Origin of the sequence: Paucibacter sp. Y2R2-4 (genome assembly GCF_025717535.1) — a bacterium.
Lineage (GTDB): Bacteria > Pseudomonadota > Gammaproteobacteria > Burkholderiales > Burkholderiaceae_C > Paucibacter_A.
The window spans coordinates 39,996-57,925 of the sequence record NZ_JAJIRO010000005.1; the positions used below are offsets into that span (position 1 = coordinate 39,996).

14 protein-coding genes and 1 tRNA gene are annotated in these 17,930 nt (G+C 59.5%); 11 read left to right on the forward strand and 4 right to left on the reverse strand.

The window, feature by feature from the left end:
- Nucleotides 1-86 precede the first annotated feature (86 nt).
- The 5 genes from ilvN (at nucleotide 87) to pbpG (ending at nucleotide 5,648) form a co-directional block, all read left to right on the forward strand.
- Complete coding sequence (ilvN, locus tag LNV06_RS18600) at nucleotides 87-578, forward strand: acetolactate synthase small subunit (RefSeq protein ID WP_263539803.1); 492 nt, start codon at nucleotides 87-89, stop codon at nucleotides 576-578.
- A gap of 155 nt (nucleotides 579-733) precedes the next feature.
- Nucleotides 734-1,750: a ketol-acid reductoisomerase gene (gene ilvC, locus LNV06_RS18605; protein ID WP_263539804.1), complete on the forward strand. Its 1,017-nt coding sequence runs from the start codon at nucleotides 734-736 to the stop codon at nucleotides 1,748-1,750.
- 81 nt (nucleotides 1,751-1,831) lie between these two features.
- Nucleotides 1,832-2,680, forward strand: coding sequence for a CDP-diacylglycerol--serine O-phosphatidyltransferase (gene pssA / locus LNV06_RS18610; protein WP_263539805.1), 849 nt, complete (start codon nucleotides 1,832-1,834; stop codon nucleotides 2,678-2,680).
- A gap of 185 nt (nucleotides 2,681-2,865) precedes the next feature.
- On the forward strand, nucleotides 2,866-4,407 hold the full coding sequence (locus LNV06_RS18615; protein ID WP_263539806.1) for a 2-isopropylmalate synthase: 1,542 nt from the start codon (nucleotides 2,866-2,868) through the stop codon (nucleotides 4,405-4,407).
- 203 nt (nucleotides 4,408-4,610) lie between these two features.
- Entirely contained in the window at nucleotides 4,611-5,648 is a 1,038-nt protein-coding gene (gene pbpG, locus LNV06_RS18620; RefSeq protein WP_411970135.1) for a D-alanyl-D-alanine endopeptidase, read from the forward strand.
- 86 nt (nucleotides 5,649-5,734) lie between these two features.
- Here the strand turns inward: pbpG and LNV06_RS18625 are convergent, their stop codons facing one another.
- Nucleotides 5,735-6,502 carry an IclR family transcriptional regulator gene (locus LNV06_RS18625; protein WP_263539807.1) on the reverse strand — a complete coding sequence of 256 codons (768 nt, stop codon included), beginning with the start codon at nucleotides 6,500-6,502 and terminating at the stop codon, nucleotides 5,735-5,737.
- A 297-nt stretch (nucleotides 6,503-6,799) separates the two neighbouring features.
- Between LNV06_RS18625 and LNV06_RS18630 the strand changes: the two genes are divergently transcribed.
- Entirely contained in the window at nucleotides 6,800-7,810 is a 1,011-nt protein-coding gene (locus tag LNV06_RS18630) for a TIGR03790 family protein (protein ID WP_263539808.1), read from the forward strand.
- Here LNV06_RS18630 and hpnE read toward each other — a convergent pair.
- From hpnE to hpnC, 3 genes are read right to left on the reverse strand one after another with little or no spacing between them, the layout of a single operon-like run.
- Nucleotides 7,807-9,117 (reverse strand): hydroxysqualene dehydroxylase HpnE, encoded by a 1,311-nt coding sequence (gene hpnE / locus LNV06_RS18635; protein ID WP_263539809.1) that lies wholly within the window; start codon nucleotides 9,115-9,117, stop codon nucleotides 7,807-7,809. The two genes, LNV06_RS18630 and hpnE, sit on opposite strands and share 4 nt — an antisense overlap.
- Nucleotides 9,114-9,962: a presqualene diphosphate synthase HpnD gene (hpnD, locus tag LNV06_RS18640; protein WP_263539810.1), complete on the reverse strand. Its 849-nt coding sequence runs from the start codon at nucleotides 9,960-9,962 to the stop codon at nucleotides 9,114-9,116. Before hpnD ends, hpnE begins: the two co-directional genes overlap by 4 nt.
- The gene (hpnC, locus tag LNV06_RS18645; protein ID WP_263539811.1) at nucleotides 9,959-10,828 is read right to left on the reverse strand and encodes a squalene synthase HpnC; all 870 of its coding nucleotides are present in this window, start codon (nucleotides 10,826-10,828) and stop codon (nucleotides 9,959-9,961) included. The genes hpnD and hpnC overlap by 4 nt, the downstream gene beginning before the upstream one ends.
- A gap of 276 nt (nucleotides 10,829-11,104) precedes the next feature.
- Here hpnC and LNV06_RS18650 point away from each other — a divergent pair, with 276 nt between their 5' ends.
- From LNV06_RS18650 to clpP, 5 genes are all read left to right on the forward strand, one after another.
- Nucleotides 11,105-12,232, forward strand: a complete 1,128-nt coding sequence (locus LNV06_RS18650) for an efflux RND transporter periplasmic adaptor subunit (RefSeq protein WP_263539812.1) — start codon at nucleotides 11,105-11,107, stop codon at nucleotides 12,230-12,232.
- A 13-nt stretch (nucleotides 12,233-12,245) separates the two neighbouring features.
- On the forward strand, nucleotides 12,246-15,386 hold the full coding sequence (locus tag LNV06_RS18655) for an efflux RND transporter permease subunit (RefSeq protein ID WP_263539813.1): 3,141 nt from the start codon (nucleotides 12,246-12,248) through the stop codon (nucleotides 15,384-15,386).
- A 192-nt stretch (nucleotides 15,387-15,578) separates the two neighbouring features.
- A tRNA-Leu gene (locus tag LNV06_RS18660) sits at nucleotides 15,579-15,665 on the forward strand.
- 23 nt (nucleotides 15,666-15,688) lie between these two features.
- The gene (tig, locus tag LNV06_RS18665) at nucleotides 15,689-17,002 is read left to right on the forward strand and encodes a trigger factor (RefSeq protein ID WP_263539814.1); all 1,314 of its coding nucleotides are present in this window, start codon (nucleotides 15,689-15,691) and stop codon (nucleotides 17,000-17,002) included.
- Nucleotides 17,003-17,208: 206 nt separating this feature from the next.
- Nucleotides 17,209-17,817, forward strand: a complete 609-nt coding sequence (gene clpP, locus LNV06_RS18670; protein WP_318013534.1) for an ATP-dependent Clp endopeptidase proteolytic subunit ClpP — start codon at nucleotides 17,209-17,211, stop codon at nucleotides 17,815-17,817.
- Nucleotides 17,818-17,930: the final 113 nt, after the last annotated feature.

A 17,930-nucleotide genomic window follows, 5' to 3' on the forward strand; every position in this document is an offset into this window, starting at 1 on the left:
GTCCAGACATCCCTCCCATCGAATAGCGTGGCCAAGAGTCTGCAGTTACCGCTGCCGGCTTGAAGAGCGCGAAGGACGAGACCCCCATGAAGCACATCATTGCATTGCTGATCGAGAACGAGCCGGGCGCGCTGTCGCGCGTGGTGGCGCTGTTCTCGGCCCGTGGCTACAACATTGAGAGCCTGACCGTGGCGCCGACCGAGGACCCCTCGCTGTCGCGCATGACCATCGTCACCACCGGCTCGGATGAGGTGATCGAGCAAATCACCAAACACTTGAACCGTTTGATCGAGGTGGTCAAGGTGGTGGACCTGACCGAAGGCAATTACACCGAGCGTGAGCTGATGCTGATCAAGGTGCGTGCCGTCGGCAAGGAGCGCGAAGAAATGAAGCGCACCGCCGACATATTCCGTGGCCGCATCATCGATGTGACCGAGAAGACCTACACCATCGAGTTGACCGGCGACTCTTCCAAGCTCGACGCCTTCATCGATGCGATTGACCGCGCCTCGATTCTTGAGACCGTACGCACCGGCACCAGCGGCATTGGCCGCGGCGAGCGCATCTTGCGCGCCTGATGAATCACCCCCGAAGCGCTTCGCGCTCCCCCTCGAGGGGGCGAGCCCTGTGGCCCGGCAAAGCCGGTTTCACGGGCTCCGCTTGGATCGACCGTGTCGCGTGACGAAGCCGCATCACATACCAACCCACACCTAGTTTTTTCCTGGAGCACGATATGAACGTTTTTTACGACAAGGACGCTGACCTGAGCCTGATCAAGGGCAAGAACGTCACCATCATCGGCTACGGCTCACAAGGCCATGCCCACGCACAAAACCTGAACGACAGCGGCGTCAAGGTCACCGTCGGTCTGCGCCGTAACGGCGCCTCCTGGGCCAAGGCTGAGAACGCCGGCCTGAAGGTTGCCGAGATCGCCGAAGCCGTGAAGGCCGCCGACGTGGTCATGATCTTGCTGCCCGACGAACAAATCGCTGACGTCTACAAGAACGAAGTCGAGCCCAATATCAAGCAAGGTGCTTCTTTGGCTTTCGCTCACGGCTTCAATGTGCACTACGGTCAAGTCACGCCCCGCGCTGACCTGGACGTTTGGATGGTGGCGCCCAAGGCTCCCGGCCACACCGTGCGCGGCACCTACGCCCAGGGCGGCGGCGTGCCTCACCTGATCGCCGTTTACGCCGACAAGTCGGGCAAGGCGCGTGATCTTGCGCTGAGCTATGCCTCGGCCAACGGCGGCGGCAAGGCTGGCATTATCGAGACCAACTTCCGCGAAGAAACTGAAACCGACTTGTTCGGCGAGCAGGCTGTTCTTTGCGGTGGCGCGGTGGAACTGATCAAGGCAGGTTTCGAAACCCTGACTGAAGCCGGTTATGCGCCTGAAATGGCCTACTTCGAGTGCTTGCACGAGCTGAAGCTGATCGTTGACCTGATTTATGAAGGCGGCATCGCCAACATGAACTACTCGATCTCCAATAACGCCGAGTATGGTGAGTACGTGACTGGCCCGCGCGTCGTCACTGAAGCCACCAAGAACGCGATGCGCCAGTGCCTGAAGGACATCCAGACCGGCGAATACGCCAAGAGCTTCATCCTGGAAAACAAGGCCGGCGCTCCGACCTTGCTGAGCCGCCGTCGCCTGACCGCTGAGCATCCGATCGAGCAAGTGGGTGAGAAGCTCCGTGCCATGATGCCTTGGATCAAGAAGAACCGTCTGGTGGACCAGTCCAAAAACTGATTTTTGAGCTGAGCCTCCAAAGCCGCGCAACGAACAGCTGCGCGGCTTTTTTATTGCCTGCCTGTTGTATCCTCCCGCCCCATGAGTGATTCCAAAAACAAGACCCGTCCAGAGCTATTGGATGACGATGAAGACGGCGTGCCGGAAGCACCTCGTCCACGTCGCAAGGGCATCTATGTGCTGCCCAATGCGATCACCTTGGCGGCGCTGTTCTCGGGCTTTTATGCCATCGTGATGGCCATGAATGGCCGCTTTGAAGTGGCTTGCATCGCAATTTTTTGTGCCGCTGTACTGGATAGTCTGGATGGCCGGGTGGCACGCATGACCAATGCGCAAAGCGCATTTGGCGAGCAAATGGACAGCCTGTCCGACATGGTCAGCTTTGGTGCCGCGCCCGCTTTGATCGTCTACATCTGGGCTTTCAAAGATATGGGCAAGCTGGGTTGGATCCCGTCCTTTGTTTACATCTCCGGCGCGGCACTTCGCTTGGCACGCTTCAATGTCAATATCGGCGTGGTCGATAAGCGCTTTTTCCAAGGGCTGCCCAGTCCGGCGGCAGCGGCGGTGGTGATTGGCATGATCTGGGCCTTTGACGACGCGGGCTTTGCTCATGTCACCCGCACACCTTGGGTGGTCTGGACGGCGTTTGGTCTGACCTTGTTTGCTGGCTTGTCCATGGTGACGAATGCACCGTTCTATAGTTTCAAGGTTGTTGGTGCTCGGCGCACTGTGCCCTTTGTGGTTTTGGTCGCCATCGCCCTGGCCATCGTGCTGATCAGCCAGAACCCTCCGCTGGGCTTGTTTGCAATTTTCTGTGCCTATGCTTTGTCGGGTTATGTGGTCTATTTCTGGCGCAAGGCCAAGGGCCGCCCCGTCAGCATGATCGCCACGTCGACCGATGAGCCCGATGAAAAGGGCTTGCACCAGTGAGCTTGGGCTCGCTGCCGTGCTATATTGAAGTCATGACGTTTTCAATCGCATCTGCGCTGCTGCTACTAGCCATCGAGCCCCGGGCCCGCTGATCGCACACGTCAAAAGATTTCTGCATCAAAGGCCCGCCGAGCAAAGCTCCGCGGGCCTTTTTGTTTTTCAACCTGGCCTTTTTGGAGATTCCCATGGCTGATCAGTTGATCATCTTCGACACCACCTTGCGTGACGGCGAACAATCGCCCGGCGCTTCGATGACGAAGGACGAAAAGCTGCGCATTGCGCGCCAGCTGGAGCGACTGCGTGTGGACGTCATCGAGGCCGGCTTCGCAGCATCCAGCAACGGAGACTTTGAAGCGGTCAAGGCGATTGCCGATGCGGTGCGTGAGAGCACCATCTGCTCGCTAGCGCGTGCCAATGATCGTGACATCGCGCGTGCCGCCGAGGCGCTCAAAGGTGCAGCGCGTTCGCGCATTCACACCTTCATTGCCACCAGCGAACTCCATATGGAGAAGAAGCTGCGTATGACGCGCGAGCAGGTGCTGGAGCAGGCTATTCAGGCCGTGCGTTTTGCGCGTAACTTGACGGATGACATCGAGTTTTCGCCCGAGGACGGCTACCGCTCTGATCCGGACTTCTTGGCCCGCGTGGTCGAGGCGGTGATCAAAGAGGGTGCGCGCACCATCAATATTCCCGACACCGTGGGCTATGCGATCCCCGAGTTGTACGGCAACTTCATCCGCACATTGCGTGAGCGGGTGCCGAACTCTGATCAAGCTATTTGGTCTGTGCATTGCCATAACGATCTGGGCATGGCGGTGGCCAATTCCTTGGCCGGTGTGCAGATCGGCGGTGCACGCCAGATCGAGTGCACCATCAACGGCCTGGGCGAGCGTGCCGGTAACTGTTCGCTGGAAGAAGTGGTGATGGCGGTGAAAACGCGCCGCGACTACTTCGGGCTGGACGTCAAAATCGACGCCACCCAGATCTTGCCGGCCTCGCGCTTGGTTTCGCAGACCACCGGTTTTGTGGTGCAACCAAACAAGGCGGTGGTGGGGGCCAATGCCTTTGCTCACGCGTCCGGCATTCACCAAGACGGCGTTCTGAAGGCGCGTGACACCTACGAAATCATGCGAGCTGAGGACGTGGGCTGGAGCGCCAACAAGATCGTGCTGGGCAAACTCAGTGGCCGCAATGCTTTCAAACAACGTTTGCAGGAGTTGGGCATCGCCTTGGAGTCGGAGGCCGAAGTCAATGCGGCTTTCGTGCGCTTCAAGGATCTGGCCGACCGCAAGAACGAGATCTTCGATGAAGACATCATCGCTTTGGTGATGGATGAGTCGGTGACGGCCGAGCAGGAGCACTACCGCTTGGTGGCCATGTCGCAGCACTCGGAAATGGGTGAGCGGCCGCACGCCAGCGTGGTCTTTGCAGCCGGCGGCGTGGAGCACCGGATGGAGAGCGATGGCAACGGTCCGGTGGATGCGGTTCTAAGAGCCATCGAGTCGGCCGTGCAAAGTGGCGCCGAGATGTTGCTCTATTCGGTCAATGCCATCACCGGCGGCAGCACAGAATCGCAGGGCGAAGTGACAGTTCGTCTGCAGCAGGCGGGGCGGGTGGTCAATGGTGTCGGGGCCGATCCCGATATTGTTGTGGCCTCGGCCAAGGCATATTTGAGCGCCTTGAACAAGCTGCAAAGCAAGATGGAGCGGGTGGCGGCTCAGGGTTGAGAGGGTGATGCGTCCCGATCTGAGTCACTTTTTTGCTTGGATCGTGGGTGCGACCTTGGGTCTCCGGCGATTGGAAACACTTGCCTTAATCGAAGTTCAGCTTGAAGAGCCTCATCTAAGCATTTGATCTTGCTAGTATTTTCCATATCACCTACACTGCAACTCAGTAGCTGGGGCCCGGATTGAAGACTTTTTCATCTTTTTTGACATCGATTGCTTTGGGCTCGGCGCTCGTGCTGGTGGGCTCGCTGGCCTCTTTGCAGGACGCAAGCGCCGCAACGCCCAGTAAACCGGCCAAGCATGCCAAGGCAAGCGCCGCCAAGCAGGCGCCCTCCAAAACCGTCCGGAATGCCAAGCCAGCCGCTCGTTCAACACGCAAGTCGGTGGTGCTCGCAGCGTCTGCCGGCGCCGCCGTGGTGGCCGCCAAGCCGACTTTTGGTCAGCTGTATGGCCTGCATGAAGAGAAAGACCCGCTGGACCTGAAGTCCAGTGTGGCCTTGGTCGTTGACCAAGACACCAATGAAGTCTTGTTCGCCAAAAACTCGCAAGCGGTGCTGCCGATTGCGTCCATCACCAAGCTGATGACGGCTTTGGTGGTGGTGGAAGCGAACCAGTCAATGGATGAGAAGCTGACCATCACCGATGAAGACATCGATTCGGAAAAAGGTACGCGCTCGCGCCTGACGGTTGGCACCACGCTGACTCGCGGCGAGATGATGCATCTGGCTTTGATGTCCTCAGAAAACCGCGCGGCGAATGCCTTGGGGCGTCACTATCCGGGCGGCTTGGAAGCCTTTGTGCCGGCCATGAATCGCAAAGCCCAGGCCTTGGGCATGCACGACACGCACTATGTGGAGCCGACCGGTTTGTCGAGCCGCAATCAGTCCAGTGCCAAGGATTTGGCGGCGCTGGTGAAGGTGGCACATGGCTTTCCTCTGCTGCGGGAGTTGTCCACCTCGCGTGAATATCAAGTGGCTCTGGGTCGCCGCCAAGTCGCGTTTCATAGCACCAATGGTCTTTTGAGCAGCCCGTCTTGGGACATTGGTCTGCAAAAGACGGGCTTCATCAACGAGGCCGGGCGTTGCCTGGTGATGCAGGCTCGTATGGCCGGTCGCAAGCTCATCATGGTCTTCTTGGACTCGACCGGTAAGTACTCGCGGATTGGCGATGCCGAGCGGATTCGCAAATGGATCAGCAGCAACCCTTCGGCATTGGCTCAGCCCTTGAAAGTGGCGAGCTGATTGAGCTTGCTGTGGGGCTACCCAGCCTTTAAAAAGAAAACGCGCTCAAGGAGCGCGTTTCTTGTTTCTGGAACGCTGCTTTCAATTCAGCCGCGGTAACCCAAGGCTGCTGAGATCTGCGCGACGGTTTCCTTCAGCTTTTGCAGCCAGGATTCTTCTAAACGATCGGCCGGCGCTGAGATGGACAGTCCTGCAATCAGTTTGGCCTGGTCGTCATAAATGCCGGCGGCCATGCAGCGCACACCCAGTTCAAGTTCCTCGTCATCACGCGCCACACCGCGTTGCCGCACCAGAGCCATTTCACGCTCCAGAGCCGAGATGTCGGTCAGGCTGTTGCGGGTATGGCCGGCCAAGCCTGTGCGGGTGGCATAAGCACGCACCCTTAGCGGGTCGTCGCTGGCCAGGAAGAGCTTGCCCACTGAGGTCAGGTGAAGCGGCGCGCGGCCGCCCACGGCGCGCACCACCTGCATGCCCGATCGCTCGCTGTAAGTGCGTTCGATATAGACAATTTCATCGCCCTGGCGGACCGACAGATTGACGGGCTGGTGGGTGAATTTGTGCAACTCGCGCATCGGTGCCAGTGCCGCATCGCGAACATCAAGCCGTGCCTTGACCAGATTGCCCAACTCCAACATGCGCATGCCGAGGCGATAGCTGCCCGCTTCAGGTCGATCGACGAATCGACCCAAGGCCAGATCGTTCAGAATGCGGTGGGCGGTGGATGGGTGCAGGCCGGTGCTGGCGCTGATGTCTTTCAGCGAGACGGGATCCTGATGGCTGGCCAGAACGTCCAGCAGTGAAAACATGCGCTCCAGAACCTGGATGGCAGGTGTTTGACCCTCTTTGTTTTTCATAGCTTCATTGTGCTGGAGATTGTTTTGTTTTGCATCGTGAAAAATAGGTTCATCGCTCGATTGGGTCTCGGCCGCGCAACAGGCGTCGAGCTTCGCCCCCAGATGCATGGACCGAAACAGATCGTTAGAGCGGCTTTTGCCGGGGCGCGGCAATGCAACTGGCGCGTTTTGTTGGGCTTCGCTCTATCCCTTCATTGGGCTGTTGCGGTGCAGGCTCAAGAACACTCGACACCTTCAGCGTCCACAGCCGCTGCATCGGCGCCACCGGTGGCGCAAAGCGCTCCCACCTGGTTGCGCATGCCCCGCCTGCAAGGTCGCTTGACGGCGGCTGATCTGGGGCTGCTGATCAATACTGCGGACCCCTATTCGGTGGCGATCGGTGAGTACTACGCCGAGCGGCGTGGCATTCCCGAGCAAAACATTCTGCGCGTCAAGTTGCCTGTCCGTGCCAGCTTGAATGCCGCGGAGTTCGCTTCCCTGCAAGCACAGATTCAAGACCAGCTAGGCGCGCATATTCAAGGTCTGGCCATGGCTTGGCGACAGCCTTATGCGGTTGAATGCAACGCCATCACTGCGGCGGTGGCGATGGGCTTTCAGCCGGAGATCTGTGCACAGTCTTGTGCGCCGACAAAACCCTCTCCGTACTTCTCATACACGGGTTCGCGTCCGTTCAGTGATTTGGGCCTGCGGCCTGCCATGTTGCTGGCGGCGCGCAGTGTTGAGGCGGGCAAAGCCTTGATCGATCGCGGTATCGCCTCGGATCAAAGCCTGCCGTCCTTTTCTGCGGCGCATGCCTACTTCGCCAGCACGCCTGATGTGGCGCGGAACGTCAGGGCAAGCCTTTTCCCTCCGGATACTTCACTTCGGCCCTGGGGCTTGCAGACAAAGCGAGTCTCCAGTCAAGCATTGCCGGTCTTGCAGCGGACCCTGATTTATCAAACTGGCCTGGTGCGCGTCGACGGTTTGGCTGCTGTGGATTGGCTGCCCGGCGCTTTGGCCGATCACCTGACTTCATTTGGCGGCTTGCTGGAGGCCAGCAGCCATGAGGGGCAGATGAGCGCCTTGGATTGGCTGGAAGCCGGTGCAACGGCCAGCTATGGCACTGTCAGTGAACCCTGCAATCACCGCCAAAAGTTTCCGCATCCGCAAGTGCTCTTGCTCAGCTATGTGCAGGGGGTGACGGCCTTGGAGGCTTACTGGCACAGCGTGGCGTGGCCCGGGCAGGGCGTGTTCATCGGCGAGCCTTTGGCCGCGCCTTTTGCTTCTCCGTTTGCGGTGGGTTCGCCCACCAAACTTAGCGCGCCCTAGACCTGAAGACAGGCGAGCGCCGCGTTCTTGCCAGCGCGTACCGCGCCTTCCAAGGTGGCTGGGTAGGGGCCAGCAATATAGTCGCCGGCCGCCCATAGGCCCCGGGCAACTTGAATGCCCGGGCGTTGCAGGCCGGGGGTGCAGGCAAAGGTGGCGCGCTTTTCTGCCAGCACCCGGTAAACCTCGGGGGAACAGCGCCAATTGAATGCTTGCAGGGCTTGCTGAAGCGTCGCAGCGCCTGTTTCCTTCAGGCCCTGTGCCACCCAATCCGACGCGCCGCTGATGACAAAAGCGAAGAGTCCCGGGGCGTGGCCCAAGGCTCCGAGGTCAAAAGCGAATTGCGCCGGTGCGTCCGGGCCTTCGTTCAGCGCCACCATCGCCGCGGGCAAGGCGCTGCCTGGCGCGCGCAAGTACACGGTGACGATGGGCTCAAAATGCAGGGCTTGGGCGGCTTGTGCCCATGCGGGCGCCCAGGGCTCGGCCAGCTTGGCGGCTTGCAAGGACGTGCAGGCCAAGACCACTTGGTCGAAGCACTGAGTTTCTCCCTGCGGCGCGCCCGAGATCTCAAGATGCCAAGCGTCAGCCGCTTGCTTCAAGGTGTGGACTCGGGTGCCGAGAAAGATCTGTGTGCCGCGCACGCGCAGCCATTGCTGTGCCGGCTCCGCCAATAGCTCGCTCAAGTCGCGCCGAGGCAATAAGAGATCCGCGCTTCCTCGGCCGCTGAACAAAGCATCGTGCAAAACGCGCAGGAAAACCTCAGCGCTGGCTTGGCTGGAGGGTGTGTTCAGGGCGGCCACGCACAGAGGATCCATCAGCTCTTGGCGAACGATGCTGGGCAGACCCGCGCACAGCTGGGCCACGCTCAACTCGGGCTTGCAGCGAAAGCCCTGCAACAGCCACACAGTGGCGCGCGCCAGCAGTTGCAAGCGAGCAGACAGATGCCAGGTCTTGTAGCTCAAGATGCCTCGCACAAAACTGAGCAAGGGCGGGCCAGGCGGCAGACTCAAGCCTTCATGGTCGGGATAGCGCAAGCGCAAAGGCTGGCGCAACAAGCTCTGCTCGAGATTGACGCCCAGCTTGCGCATCAGCCCCAGGCTTTCGGTGTAGGCGCCGATCAGGATGTGCTGGCCATTGTCCAGGCGGTATTCGCCTGGCCCTTCTTGAAGGCTGCGGGCCCGTCCGCCCAGCTGCTGGGCCATCTCGAAGACCGTGACCTGATGGCCCGCTTCGCAGAGATTAACTGCCGCAGCCAAGCCGGCCCAACCGCCGCCGATGACCGCAATTCGCTGCTTGCTTGCTGGGCTCAACGCCCGGCCCAGTTGGTGCGCATGGCGATCCAGAGTTTGCGCACAGGCGTCAGGGCAATGCGCTGTTCCAGGACGCGAAAGCCTTCCGCTTCGATTTCTCGCAAGAGGGCACGGTAGATATTGGCCATCATCAGACCGGGCTTCTGGGCTGCGCGGTCAACCTCTGGCAATAGGGCAAAGGCCTCGTCGTACAGACGATGCGCGCGCTCGGCCTGGAACTTCATCAAGGCCGTGAAGCGTTCGCTATAGCCCCAGGGGCTTTGTCTGCGCAGAATTTCATGGGCTTTGACATCGAACTGTTGCAGCTCAGAGATCGGCAGGTAAATGCGACCACGCCGTGCGTCATCGCCCACGTCGCGGATGATATTGGTCAGCTGCATCGCTTGTCCCAGCTTGTGGGCGTAGCTGATGGTGTCGGCTTGACTCCGTCCAAAGATGGACGAGGCCACCTCGCCCACCACGCCCGCCACCAGATGGCAGTAGCGCTGCAGGCCGGGATAGTCGAGGTGGCGGGTCTGCTCTAGGTCCATTTGGCAGCCGTCAATCACGGCATGCAAATGCTCGAGTCGAATGTCGTAGAGGGCCACGTGAGGCATCAAGGCACGCATCACCGGATGTTGCGGCTGGCCCGCAAAAGCCGCGGCGCTCTCTTTGCGCCACCAAGCCAACTTGGTGGAGGCAACGCCCAGGTCGGCAATTTCGTCCACCACATCGTCAACCTCTCGGCAAAAGGCGTAGAAGGCGGTGATGGCGGCGCGACGCGGCGCCGGCAGGAATAGAAAGGCGTAATAAAAGCTCGAGCCACTTTTGGCCGCTTTGTCCTGCACATACTGCTCGGGACTCACAAACTCTCCTCTGAAATCGGGGCGGCCTTCATTGCCTTCATTGCTAGGGCTCGCCAGAGCAGGATGGGCGCATCGGTGCCCTGAAGGCGAGGGCGGTGAGTGAGGCTGGCATATTGCATGGCGCGGATTTTCGCAAGAATTCGCAGGCCCCCTTGAACCACCAGGCGCAATTCCCATCCGGCGCGACCCGGAACTCGGTGCACCAAGGGCGCGCCCTCATGCATCAGGGCCTCGGCCCAGACGCACAACTGCTGGATCATGGCGCGCGCGGCTGCGCTGTCTTTGCAGGCCAGCATGGCTTCGCGGCTGACCCCAAACTGCAAGAGTTCGGTTTGCGGCGCGTAAACGCGGCCGGCTGGCCCGTCGCGGCTGAAGTCTTGCCAGAAGTTGATCAGCTGCAAGCTGCTGCAAATAGCGTCCGACTGCTGCAAGGCGAGCGCATCGTTGACCCCATACAGATGGAGCAGCAAGCGCCCGACGGGGTTGGCTGAGCGTCGGCAGTAGTCCAGCAACTCGTCTCGATTGGCATAGGAGGTTTTGTGCAGGTCTTGCTCAAAAGCGTCCAGCAGATCGTGCAGCAGGCTCAAAGGCAATTGATGCGTTCGCAGGACTGCGGCCAGCGGCTGAAAGACCGATGCTGACCAGCGCGGCGAGGCCGACTTGCCACTCGCAATGGCCGTCAAATCGGCGCGATAGGCTTGTAAATCTTGCAAACGCTGCTCGGCCGTGGCTTCGCCTTCGTCGGCCAAATCATCGGCCGTTCTTGCAAAGTGATAGATGGCCGCCACGGCGGGGCGCAAGTGCCTCGGGCAAAGCACAGAGGCCACAGGAAAGTTTTCGTAATGTTCTATGCTCACGGCCCGCATTGTGGGTGCACTTGTGCTCGCCGTTTGGTGGGAGGGCTTCAGTCGAAGAATTTGAGCTTGTTTGGCTTGGTTTTCCGCCAAGCTGGATTCAGCCGCCGTGCGAAGCTCTGTGAGCCTGCTTGGGCCCTTTGGGCTTGATTTGACACCGTTTGCTGGCTTGCATACATTACTGACCAATCGGTCAGTAACGAGCTGGGCGACGATAGGCCGTGGCCGCTCGGCAAGAGCGAGAAGTGGTTTCGGCTGTCGATGGCATTGATATTTCCAAGGTTTCTCATGCATCAAAACCTATCCCGAGCCCTTGTGCTGGCGCCCGTTTTGGCCCTGCTCGCGGCTTGCGGTCGCCAGGAAGCGGCGCCCGAACCTGAGCGCGCGGTCCGAACCTTGGTCCTGAAGGCCGAATCGGCCGGGATGAGCCATGAGTACGCTGCCGAAGTTCGTGCGCGGACCGAGTCGCGCCTGTCCTTCCGGGTCGGCGGCAAGATCTTGACTCGCAAAGTGAATGTGGGCGACTCGGTCAAGCCCGGCCAAGTGCTCGCTCAGTTGGACCCCCAGGACTTGATGCTGTCACAAGAAGCAGCCCGTGCGGGTGTATTGGCCGCACGCACCACACGTGATCAGTTGGGCGCTGAGTTCAAGCGTTTCATTGAGTTGCGAGAGCAGGGCTTCATCAGCGCTGCGGAATTGGAGCGTCGCGAGAGTGCATTCAAGACCGCCCAAGCGCAACTGGAACAAATGAAAGCGCAGGCCAGTGCGCAAACCAATCAAGCCGGCTACGCCCAATTGGTGGCTGATGCAGCTGGCGTGGTCACCGGCGTGGAAGCCGAGCCTGGCATGGTCGTGGCCGCCGGTACGCCAGTTGTGCGCGTCGCCCAAGACGGCCCGCGCGATGTGGTGTTCTCTGTGCCGGAAGATCAGTTATCTGCAGTTCAAAGCTATGCAGCCAAGCCGGGTGCGCTGACGGCACGACTTTGGGGTGCCGACAAGAGTGCAGCGCAGCCGGTGAGTCTGCGTGAAGTGCCGGCGGCGGCGGACCCAATCACCCGCACTTTCTTGCTCAAGGCCGATGCCGGCCACTTGCAAGCCAAGCTGGGGCAGACGGCCACGGTCACGATTGAAGCGCCTCGCCAGAAGCAAGCGATCAAACTGCCCCTGGCGGCTATTCTGCAGCAGCAGGGCCAAAGCACGGTGTGGGTCTTGGATCCCGCGCAAATGATGCTGAAGTCGCAAGTGGTGCAAGTCGGTGGTGCCGATGGCAATGAAGTCCTGATTGCCGGTGGCTTGAACCCCGGCCAGGAAGTGGTGGTTGCGGGTGTTCATGTGCTCAAGGTGGGGCAACGTGTGAAGCGTTACCAAGAGGGCTCAGCGGCAGCCGCCCCCTCGGCTTCTGCGGCGAAGCACTGAGCGCGGGACGAGCATGAGCATCAATCAAGACAAGGCCCATGGCGGCAGTCGATTCAATGTATCGCGCTGGGCCCTGGAGCATCCAGCGCTGACGCGCTACTTGATGGTCGTCCTGATGTTGATGGGCTTCGCCGCCTATTTTCAGCTGGGGCAGGATGAAGACCCGCCGTTCACATTTCGGGTCATGGTGGTGCAGGCATTTTGGCCTGGCGCCACGGCTCAGCAGATGGCCGAGCAGGTGACCGACAAGATCGAGAAGACCCTGCAAGAAGTGCCGCTGGGCGACAAGATCCTGAGCAGTACCAAGCCAGGAGAGTCACTGACGGTGTTTCAACTGAAGGACAACTCTGCGGCCAAGGATGTGCCCGAGGTTTGGTATCAAGTCCGCAAGCGCCTGGGCGATATGCGGGGCACGCTGCCGCAAGGTGTGTACGGCCCAGTCTTCAATGACGAGTTCGGCGATGTGTACGGCTCGATCTTTGCTTTGTCTGCAGATGGTTTCTCACCTGAGGAGTTGCGAGAGTATTCCGTTCGCGTGCGCTCGCAGCTGCTGAAAGTGCCTGACGTCAGCAAGGTCGAAACCTTCGGCGCACAGCCCGAGAAAGTGTTCATCGAGATCTCGCAAAAGCGCCTTGCCTCCCTCGGTCTGGATTTCAATCAGGTGATCAATCAATTGGGTGCGCAGAATGCGGTGGAGGGCGGCGGTGTGCTCAACGCCGGTTCTGGCAATCTGCAAATCCGAATTGGCGGTCAGTTCAATTCGGTGCAGGCTTTGCAGGACTTTGCGATCCGCGCCATCAATCCCACAACCGGGCAAGCCAGCAATTTGCGCCTGTCCGATATTGCTGAGATTCGTCGCGGCTATGTGGATCCGCCGGCGGTGATGGTCCGCCACCAGGGCAAGGATGTCATCGCTCTAGGGGTCGCGATGGGCAAGGGCGGCGACATTGTCGCTATGGGCAAGGCCTTGCAAGTCGCGGCAGCGAATATTCGCAAGACATTGCCCGCTGGCATTGAATTGACTCAAGTCCAAGACCAGCCAAAGGCGGTGACTCGTTCGGTCAATGAGTTTGTGCAGGTGCTGATTGAAGCGGTGGTGATCGTGCTGCTGGTTAGCTTTATTTCTCTGGGGCTGCACACCCGACCCTTGCGTATCGATATCTGGCCCGGTCTGGTCGTGGGCATCACGATTCCCTTGGTCTTGGCCATTACCTTCACCACCATGTTCTATTGGGGTGTCGGTCTCCATAAGATTTCATTGGGTTCTTTGATCATCGCCTTAGGCTTGCTGGTCGACGACGCCATCATTGCTGTGGAGATGATGGTTCGAAAGCTGGAGGAGGGCAGCGACAAAATGCATGCGGCCACCTATGCCTATGAGGCGACGGCCATGCCCATGCTGACTGGGACCTTGATTACGGCAGTAGGTTTCTTGCCTATTGGTTTGGCCAAGTCCGTGACGGGTGAATACACCTTTGCCATCTTCGCGGTGACTGCTGCTGCCTTGATGATTTCTTGGGTGGCGTCGGTTTACTTCGTCCCTTATTTGGGTTCCTTGCTGTTGCGGACAAGGTCGAGCGCCGATGGACATGCTCATGAGTTGTTTGACACCCCGTTCTACAACCGCTTCAGGGCGCTTGTTCGCTGGTGCGTCACTTATCGCTGGCTGACGATCGGTTTGACCGTGTTGGTGTTCGGCATAGGTTTGTTTGGCATGACGCGGGTGCAGCAACAGTTTTTCCCAGACTCCAGTCGTCCAGAGATCCTGGTAGATATGACGCTTCCTGAAGGCTCCACCATCCAGCAGAGCCGAGTCATTGCGGAGCGCTTTGAGGCCAGCATGCTGAAAGAGGCCGGCGTATCAACGGTCAGCACTTGGATTGGCTCAGGCGTGCCGCGCTTCTACCTGCCGATGGACGTGGTTTTCCCAGACCCCGCAGTCAGCCAAGCCATTGTTTTGCCCAAGGGGCTGGAGGAGCGTGAGGCCTTGCGTAAGCGATTGCCGGCTCTGTTGGCCGAACAGTTCCCCGAAGTGCGGGCGCGTGTCAAGTTGCTGCCGAATGGCCCGCCGGTGGCCTATCCGGTGCAGTTCCGTGTCTCGGGCGAAAAGGTCGAGGAGGTACGTCGCTGGGCCGATCAAGCCTTGGAGATTTTGCGTGCCAATCCAAATATGCGTGGGGTCAATGACAACTGGAGGGAGCCCATCAAGGTCCTCAAGCTTGATATCGATCAAGACAAAGCGCGGGCCTTGGGAGTGACCAGTCAAAGCTTGGCGCAGGCCTCGCGGACCATGTTGTCGGGTGTGACGATCGGCCAGTATCGCGAGGGTGACAAGTTGGTGGATATCGTGTTGCGCCCGCCACTTGAAGAACGCAATGCCATCACAGATATCGGCAATGCCTATGTGACGACGGCGACCGGGCGATCGGTGCCTCTGACCCAGGTCGCGAAGGTCGGCTTTGAATGGGAGCCCGGGGTACTGGCCCGGCATGGTCGCAGCTATGCCGTCACCGTGCAGGGTGATGTGACCGAGGGCATGCAAGGGGCGACGGTCAGTGCTCAGCTATGGCCGCAATTGCAGGCCTTGAAAGCCAAAATGCCGCCGGGCTATGACATTTCGGTGGCCGGCGCTGTTGAAGAAAGCAGCAAGGGGCAGGGCTCAATCGCTGCAGGCGTGCCGGTCATGCTGTTCATCACCTTTACCCTGTTGATGCTTCAACTGCAGAGCTTCTCTCGCTCGATGTTGGTCTTTTTGACGGGGCCTTTGGGCATTGCTGGAGTTTCGGCAGCGCTGCTTTTATTCAACAAGCCCTTTGGTTTTGTTGCCCTGCTCGGTGTGATCGCCCTGATGGGCATGATCATGCGCAACTCGGTGATCTTGATTGACCAGATCGAGCAGGACCGCGCGCTGGGCGTGCCGGCATGGTCTGCCATCGTGGAGTCGGCAGTTCGGCGCTTCCGGCCGATTGTGTTGACTGCAGCAGCTGCGGTGCTGGCGATGGTGCCCCTGTCGCGCAGCGTCTTTTGGGGGCCAATGGCGGTGGCCATCATGGGTGGCTTGATCGTGGCCACTGCCTTGACCTTGCTGGCCTTGCCGGCCATGTATGCGGCTTGGTTTCGGGTGCAGCGCCCGCAGGCTGCATCGCGGTTTTGATCGATGGATACTGGCGATACCCGGCATCGCCAGTGCCATTGAAACGCTGAAAAGTTGGCGATCCGACTCGGGGTTTTCCCCTTGCCGGATTTTCGCTCCGCCAATTGGCTACAATCGACGGTTCTCCGAATTACCACTGGTTTGTTGGAGCGGGTTTTTCGAAATCCGGTCCTGCAAACTTGATTCCACTCAGCGCGGGTGGCGAAATTGGTAGACGCACCAGGTTTAGGTCCTGACGCCTTCACCGGCGTGCCGGTTCGAGTCCGGCCCCGCGCACCAGATAACTTTGTACTGAGTCAAAAATGGCTGTCACCGTCGAAACCCTCGAAAAGCTCGAACGCCGCATCACGCTCACGCTGGCGGCCGCTGACATCAACAGCGAAGTCGAAACCCGTCTCAAGAAGTTGGCCCGTACGGTCAAGGCCGACGGCTTCCGCCCCGGCAAGGTGCCGATGAGCGTGGTCACCCAGCGTTATGGCTACTCCGTCCAGTACGAAGTCATGAACGACAAGCTGGGTGAGGCCTTCTCTGTCGCCGCCAACGAAGCGCAATTGCGTGTGGCTGGCGCTCCGAAGATCGCTCAAAAGGACGAGTCGCCCGAAGGCCAAATGGCTTTTGACGCGACCTTCGAGGTCTATCCTGAAGTCAAGATTGGCGACCTGTCGGCCGCTGATGTTGAGAAGGTGGGCAGCGACGTCACCGAAGAAGCCATCGACAAGACTGTCGACATCCTGCGCAAGCAGCGTCGCAGCTTCGCTCAGCGCGCAGCGACTGAAGTGGCTGCCGATGGCGACCGCGTCACCATCGACTTCGAAGGCAAGTTGGACGGCGAGCCCTTCCAAGGCGGCAAGGCCGACGGCTTCCAATTCATCATTGGCGAAGGCCAGATGCTGGAAGCTTTCGAAAAGGCTGTGCGCGGCATGAAGGCCGGCGACTCCAAGACTTTCCCCTTGGCATTCCCTGAGGACTACCACGGCAAAGATGTGGCCGGCAAGGAAGCCGACTTCCTGGTGACCTTGAAGAAGATCGAAGCTCAGCATCTGCCTGAAGTGAATGAGGCTTTTGCCAAGTCGCTGGGCATCGCCGATGCCAGCATCGAAGCTTTGCGCGCCGACATCAAGAAGAACCTCGAGCGCGAAGTGAAGTTCCGCGTGCTGGCTCGCAACAAGGGCGCCGTGATGGACGCGCTGGTGGCTGCTGCTGAACTGGACGTGCCGAACGCGCTGGTTGAAGGCGAGTCCGAGCGCATGATCGCTGCCGCTCGTGAAGACCTGAAGAAGCGTGGCGTGAAGGATGCTGACAAGGCTCCGATCCCCGCAGAAATCTTCAAGCCGCAAGCCGAGCGCCGCGTGCGCCTGGGTCTGGTGGTGGCTGAGTTGGTTCGCTCCAACAATCTGCAAGCCAAGCCTGAGCAATTGCAAGCGCATATCGAAGAGTTGGCCCAGAGCTACGAAAAGCCCGCTGAAGTGGTGCGTTGGTACCTGAGCGACCGTGCCCGTTTGGCTGAAGTGGAAGCCGTTGTGGTTGAAAACAACGTCACCGACTTCGTCCTGGCCAAGGCTAAGGTCAGCGAAAAGCAATTGCCGTTTGATGAGTTGATGGCACAAGCCAACTGATCCGGCGTTTCGCCGTGAGCCAAGGGCGCCGTGCCGCGAGGCCGGCGCCTTTTTCATTTGCGGGCCCTTTTCTTGAGGGCCTCACTTGAGACGACATAATCAGTCCCCATACCTAGATCTGGGTCGAGCGATCGGAGTCCGTCAAAGGATGCCGTTTGTTCGCCGATGGATTCGCGGGTTAGCGAACAACTTTCAGAGGATTCTTCATGAGCGCGCTGGAAATCAACAATCTGGGCATGGTGCCCATCGTTATCGAACAGTCGGGCCGCGGCGAGCGGGCCTATGACATTTACAGCCGCTTGCTGCGCGAGCGCATCATCTTCTTGGTCGGGCCGGTCAACGACGCGGTGGCGAACTTGGTGGTCGCGCAAATGCTGTTCTTGGAGAGCGAGAACCCTGAGAAGGACATCTACCTCTACATCAACTCGCCTGGCGGAAGCGTGTCTGCGGGCATGTCGATTTACGACACCATGCAGTTCATCAAGCCCCAGGTCTCCACCTTGTGCATGGGCATGGCGGCCAGCATGGGCGCATTCCTCTTGGCCGCAGGTGAGAAGGGCAAGCGCATCGCACTGCCAAACGCCAAGATCATGATCCATCAACCGCTCGGCGGCACGCAGGGCCAGGCAACGGATATCGAGATCCATGCCCGCGAGATTTTGAAGACGCGCGAGCAACTGAATCGCATCTTGGCCGATCGCACCGGTCAGAGTCTGGAGAAGATCCAGAACGATACCGAGCGTGACTACTACATGTCCTCCCCAGAGGCGCAAGCCTATGGCCTGATTGACCAGGTCATCGAGACGCGTCCTTAAGTCAGTTTGATGGGTTTAGCCCTTGGGGCAACCCAGGGCGCCCAACTGAAGGCGGAAGCAGGGGCTTTTTGTGCGAAAGCCCCTGCTCGCGTTTGAACTATCATCCAAGCAGG

Bases quoted from the DNA above. Each gene is read 5' to 3' on its own strand.
- LNV06_RS18615 (WP_263539806.1), top strand. From the start codon at position 2,866: ATGGCTGATCAGTTGATCATCTTCGACACCACCTTGCGTGACGGCGAA.
- hpnC (WP_263539811.1), bottom strand. From the start codon at position 10,828: ATGCGGGCCGTGAGCATAGAACATTACGAAAACTTTCCTGTGGCCTCT.
- LNV06_RS18655 (WP_263539813.1), top strand. From the start codon at position 12,246: ATGAGCATCAATCAAGACAAGGCCCATGGCGGCAGTCGATTCAATGTA.
- LNV06_RS18625 (WP_263539807.1), bottom strand. From the start codon at position 6,502: ATGAAAAACAAAGAGGGTCAAACACCTGCCATCCAGGTTCTGGAGCGC.
- clpP (WP_318013534.1), top strand. From the start codon at position 17,209: ATGAGCGCGCTGGAAATCAACAATCTGGGCATGGTGCCCATCGTTATC.
- ilvC (WP_263539804.1), top strand. From the start codon at position 734: ATGAACGTTTTTTACGACAAGGACGCTGACCTGAGCCTGATCAAGGGC.
- ilvN (WP_263539803.1), top strand. From the start codon at position 87: ATGAAGCACATCATTGCATTGCTGATCGAGAACGAGCCGGGCGCGCTG.
- LNV06_RS18650 (WP_263539812.1), top strand. From the start codon at position 11,105: ATGCATCAAAACCTATCCCGAGCCCTTGTGCTGGCGCCCGTTTTGGCC.
- tig (WP_263539814.1), top strand. From the start codon at position 15,689: ATGGCTGTCACCGTCGAAACCCTCGAAAAGCTCGAACGCCGCATCACG.
- pssA (WP_263539805.1), top strand. From the start codon at position 1,832: ATGAGTGATTCCAAAAACAAGACCCGTCCAGAGCTATTGGATGACGAT.
- LNV06_RS18630 (WP_263539808.1), top strand. From the start codon at position 6,800: ATGCCCCGCCTGCAAGGTCGCTTGACGGCGGCTGATCTGGGGCTGCTG.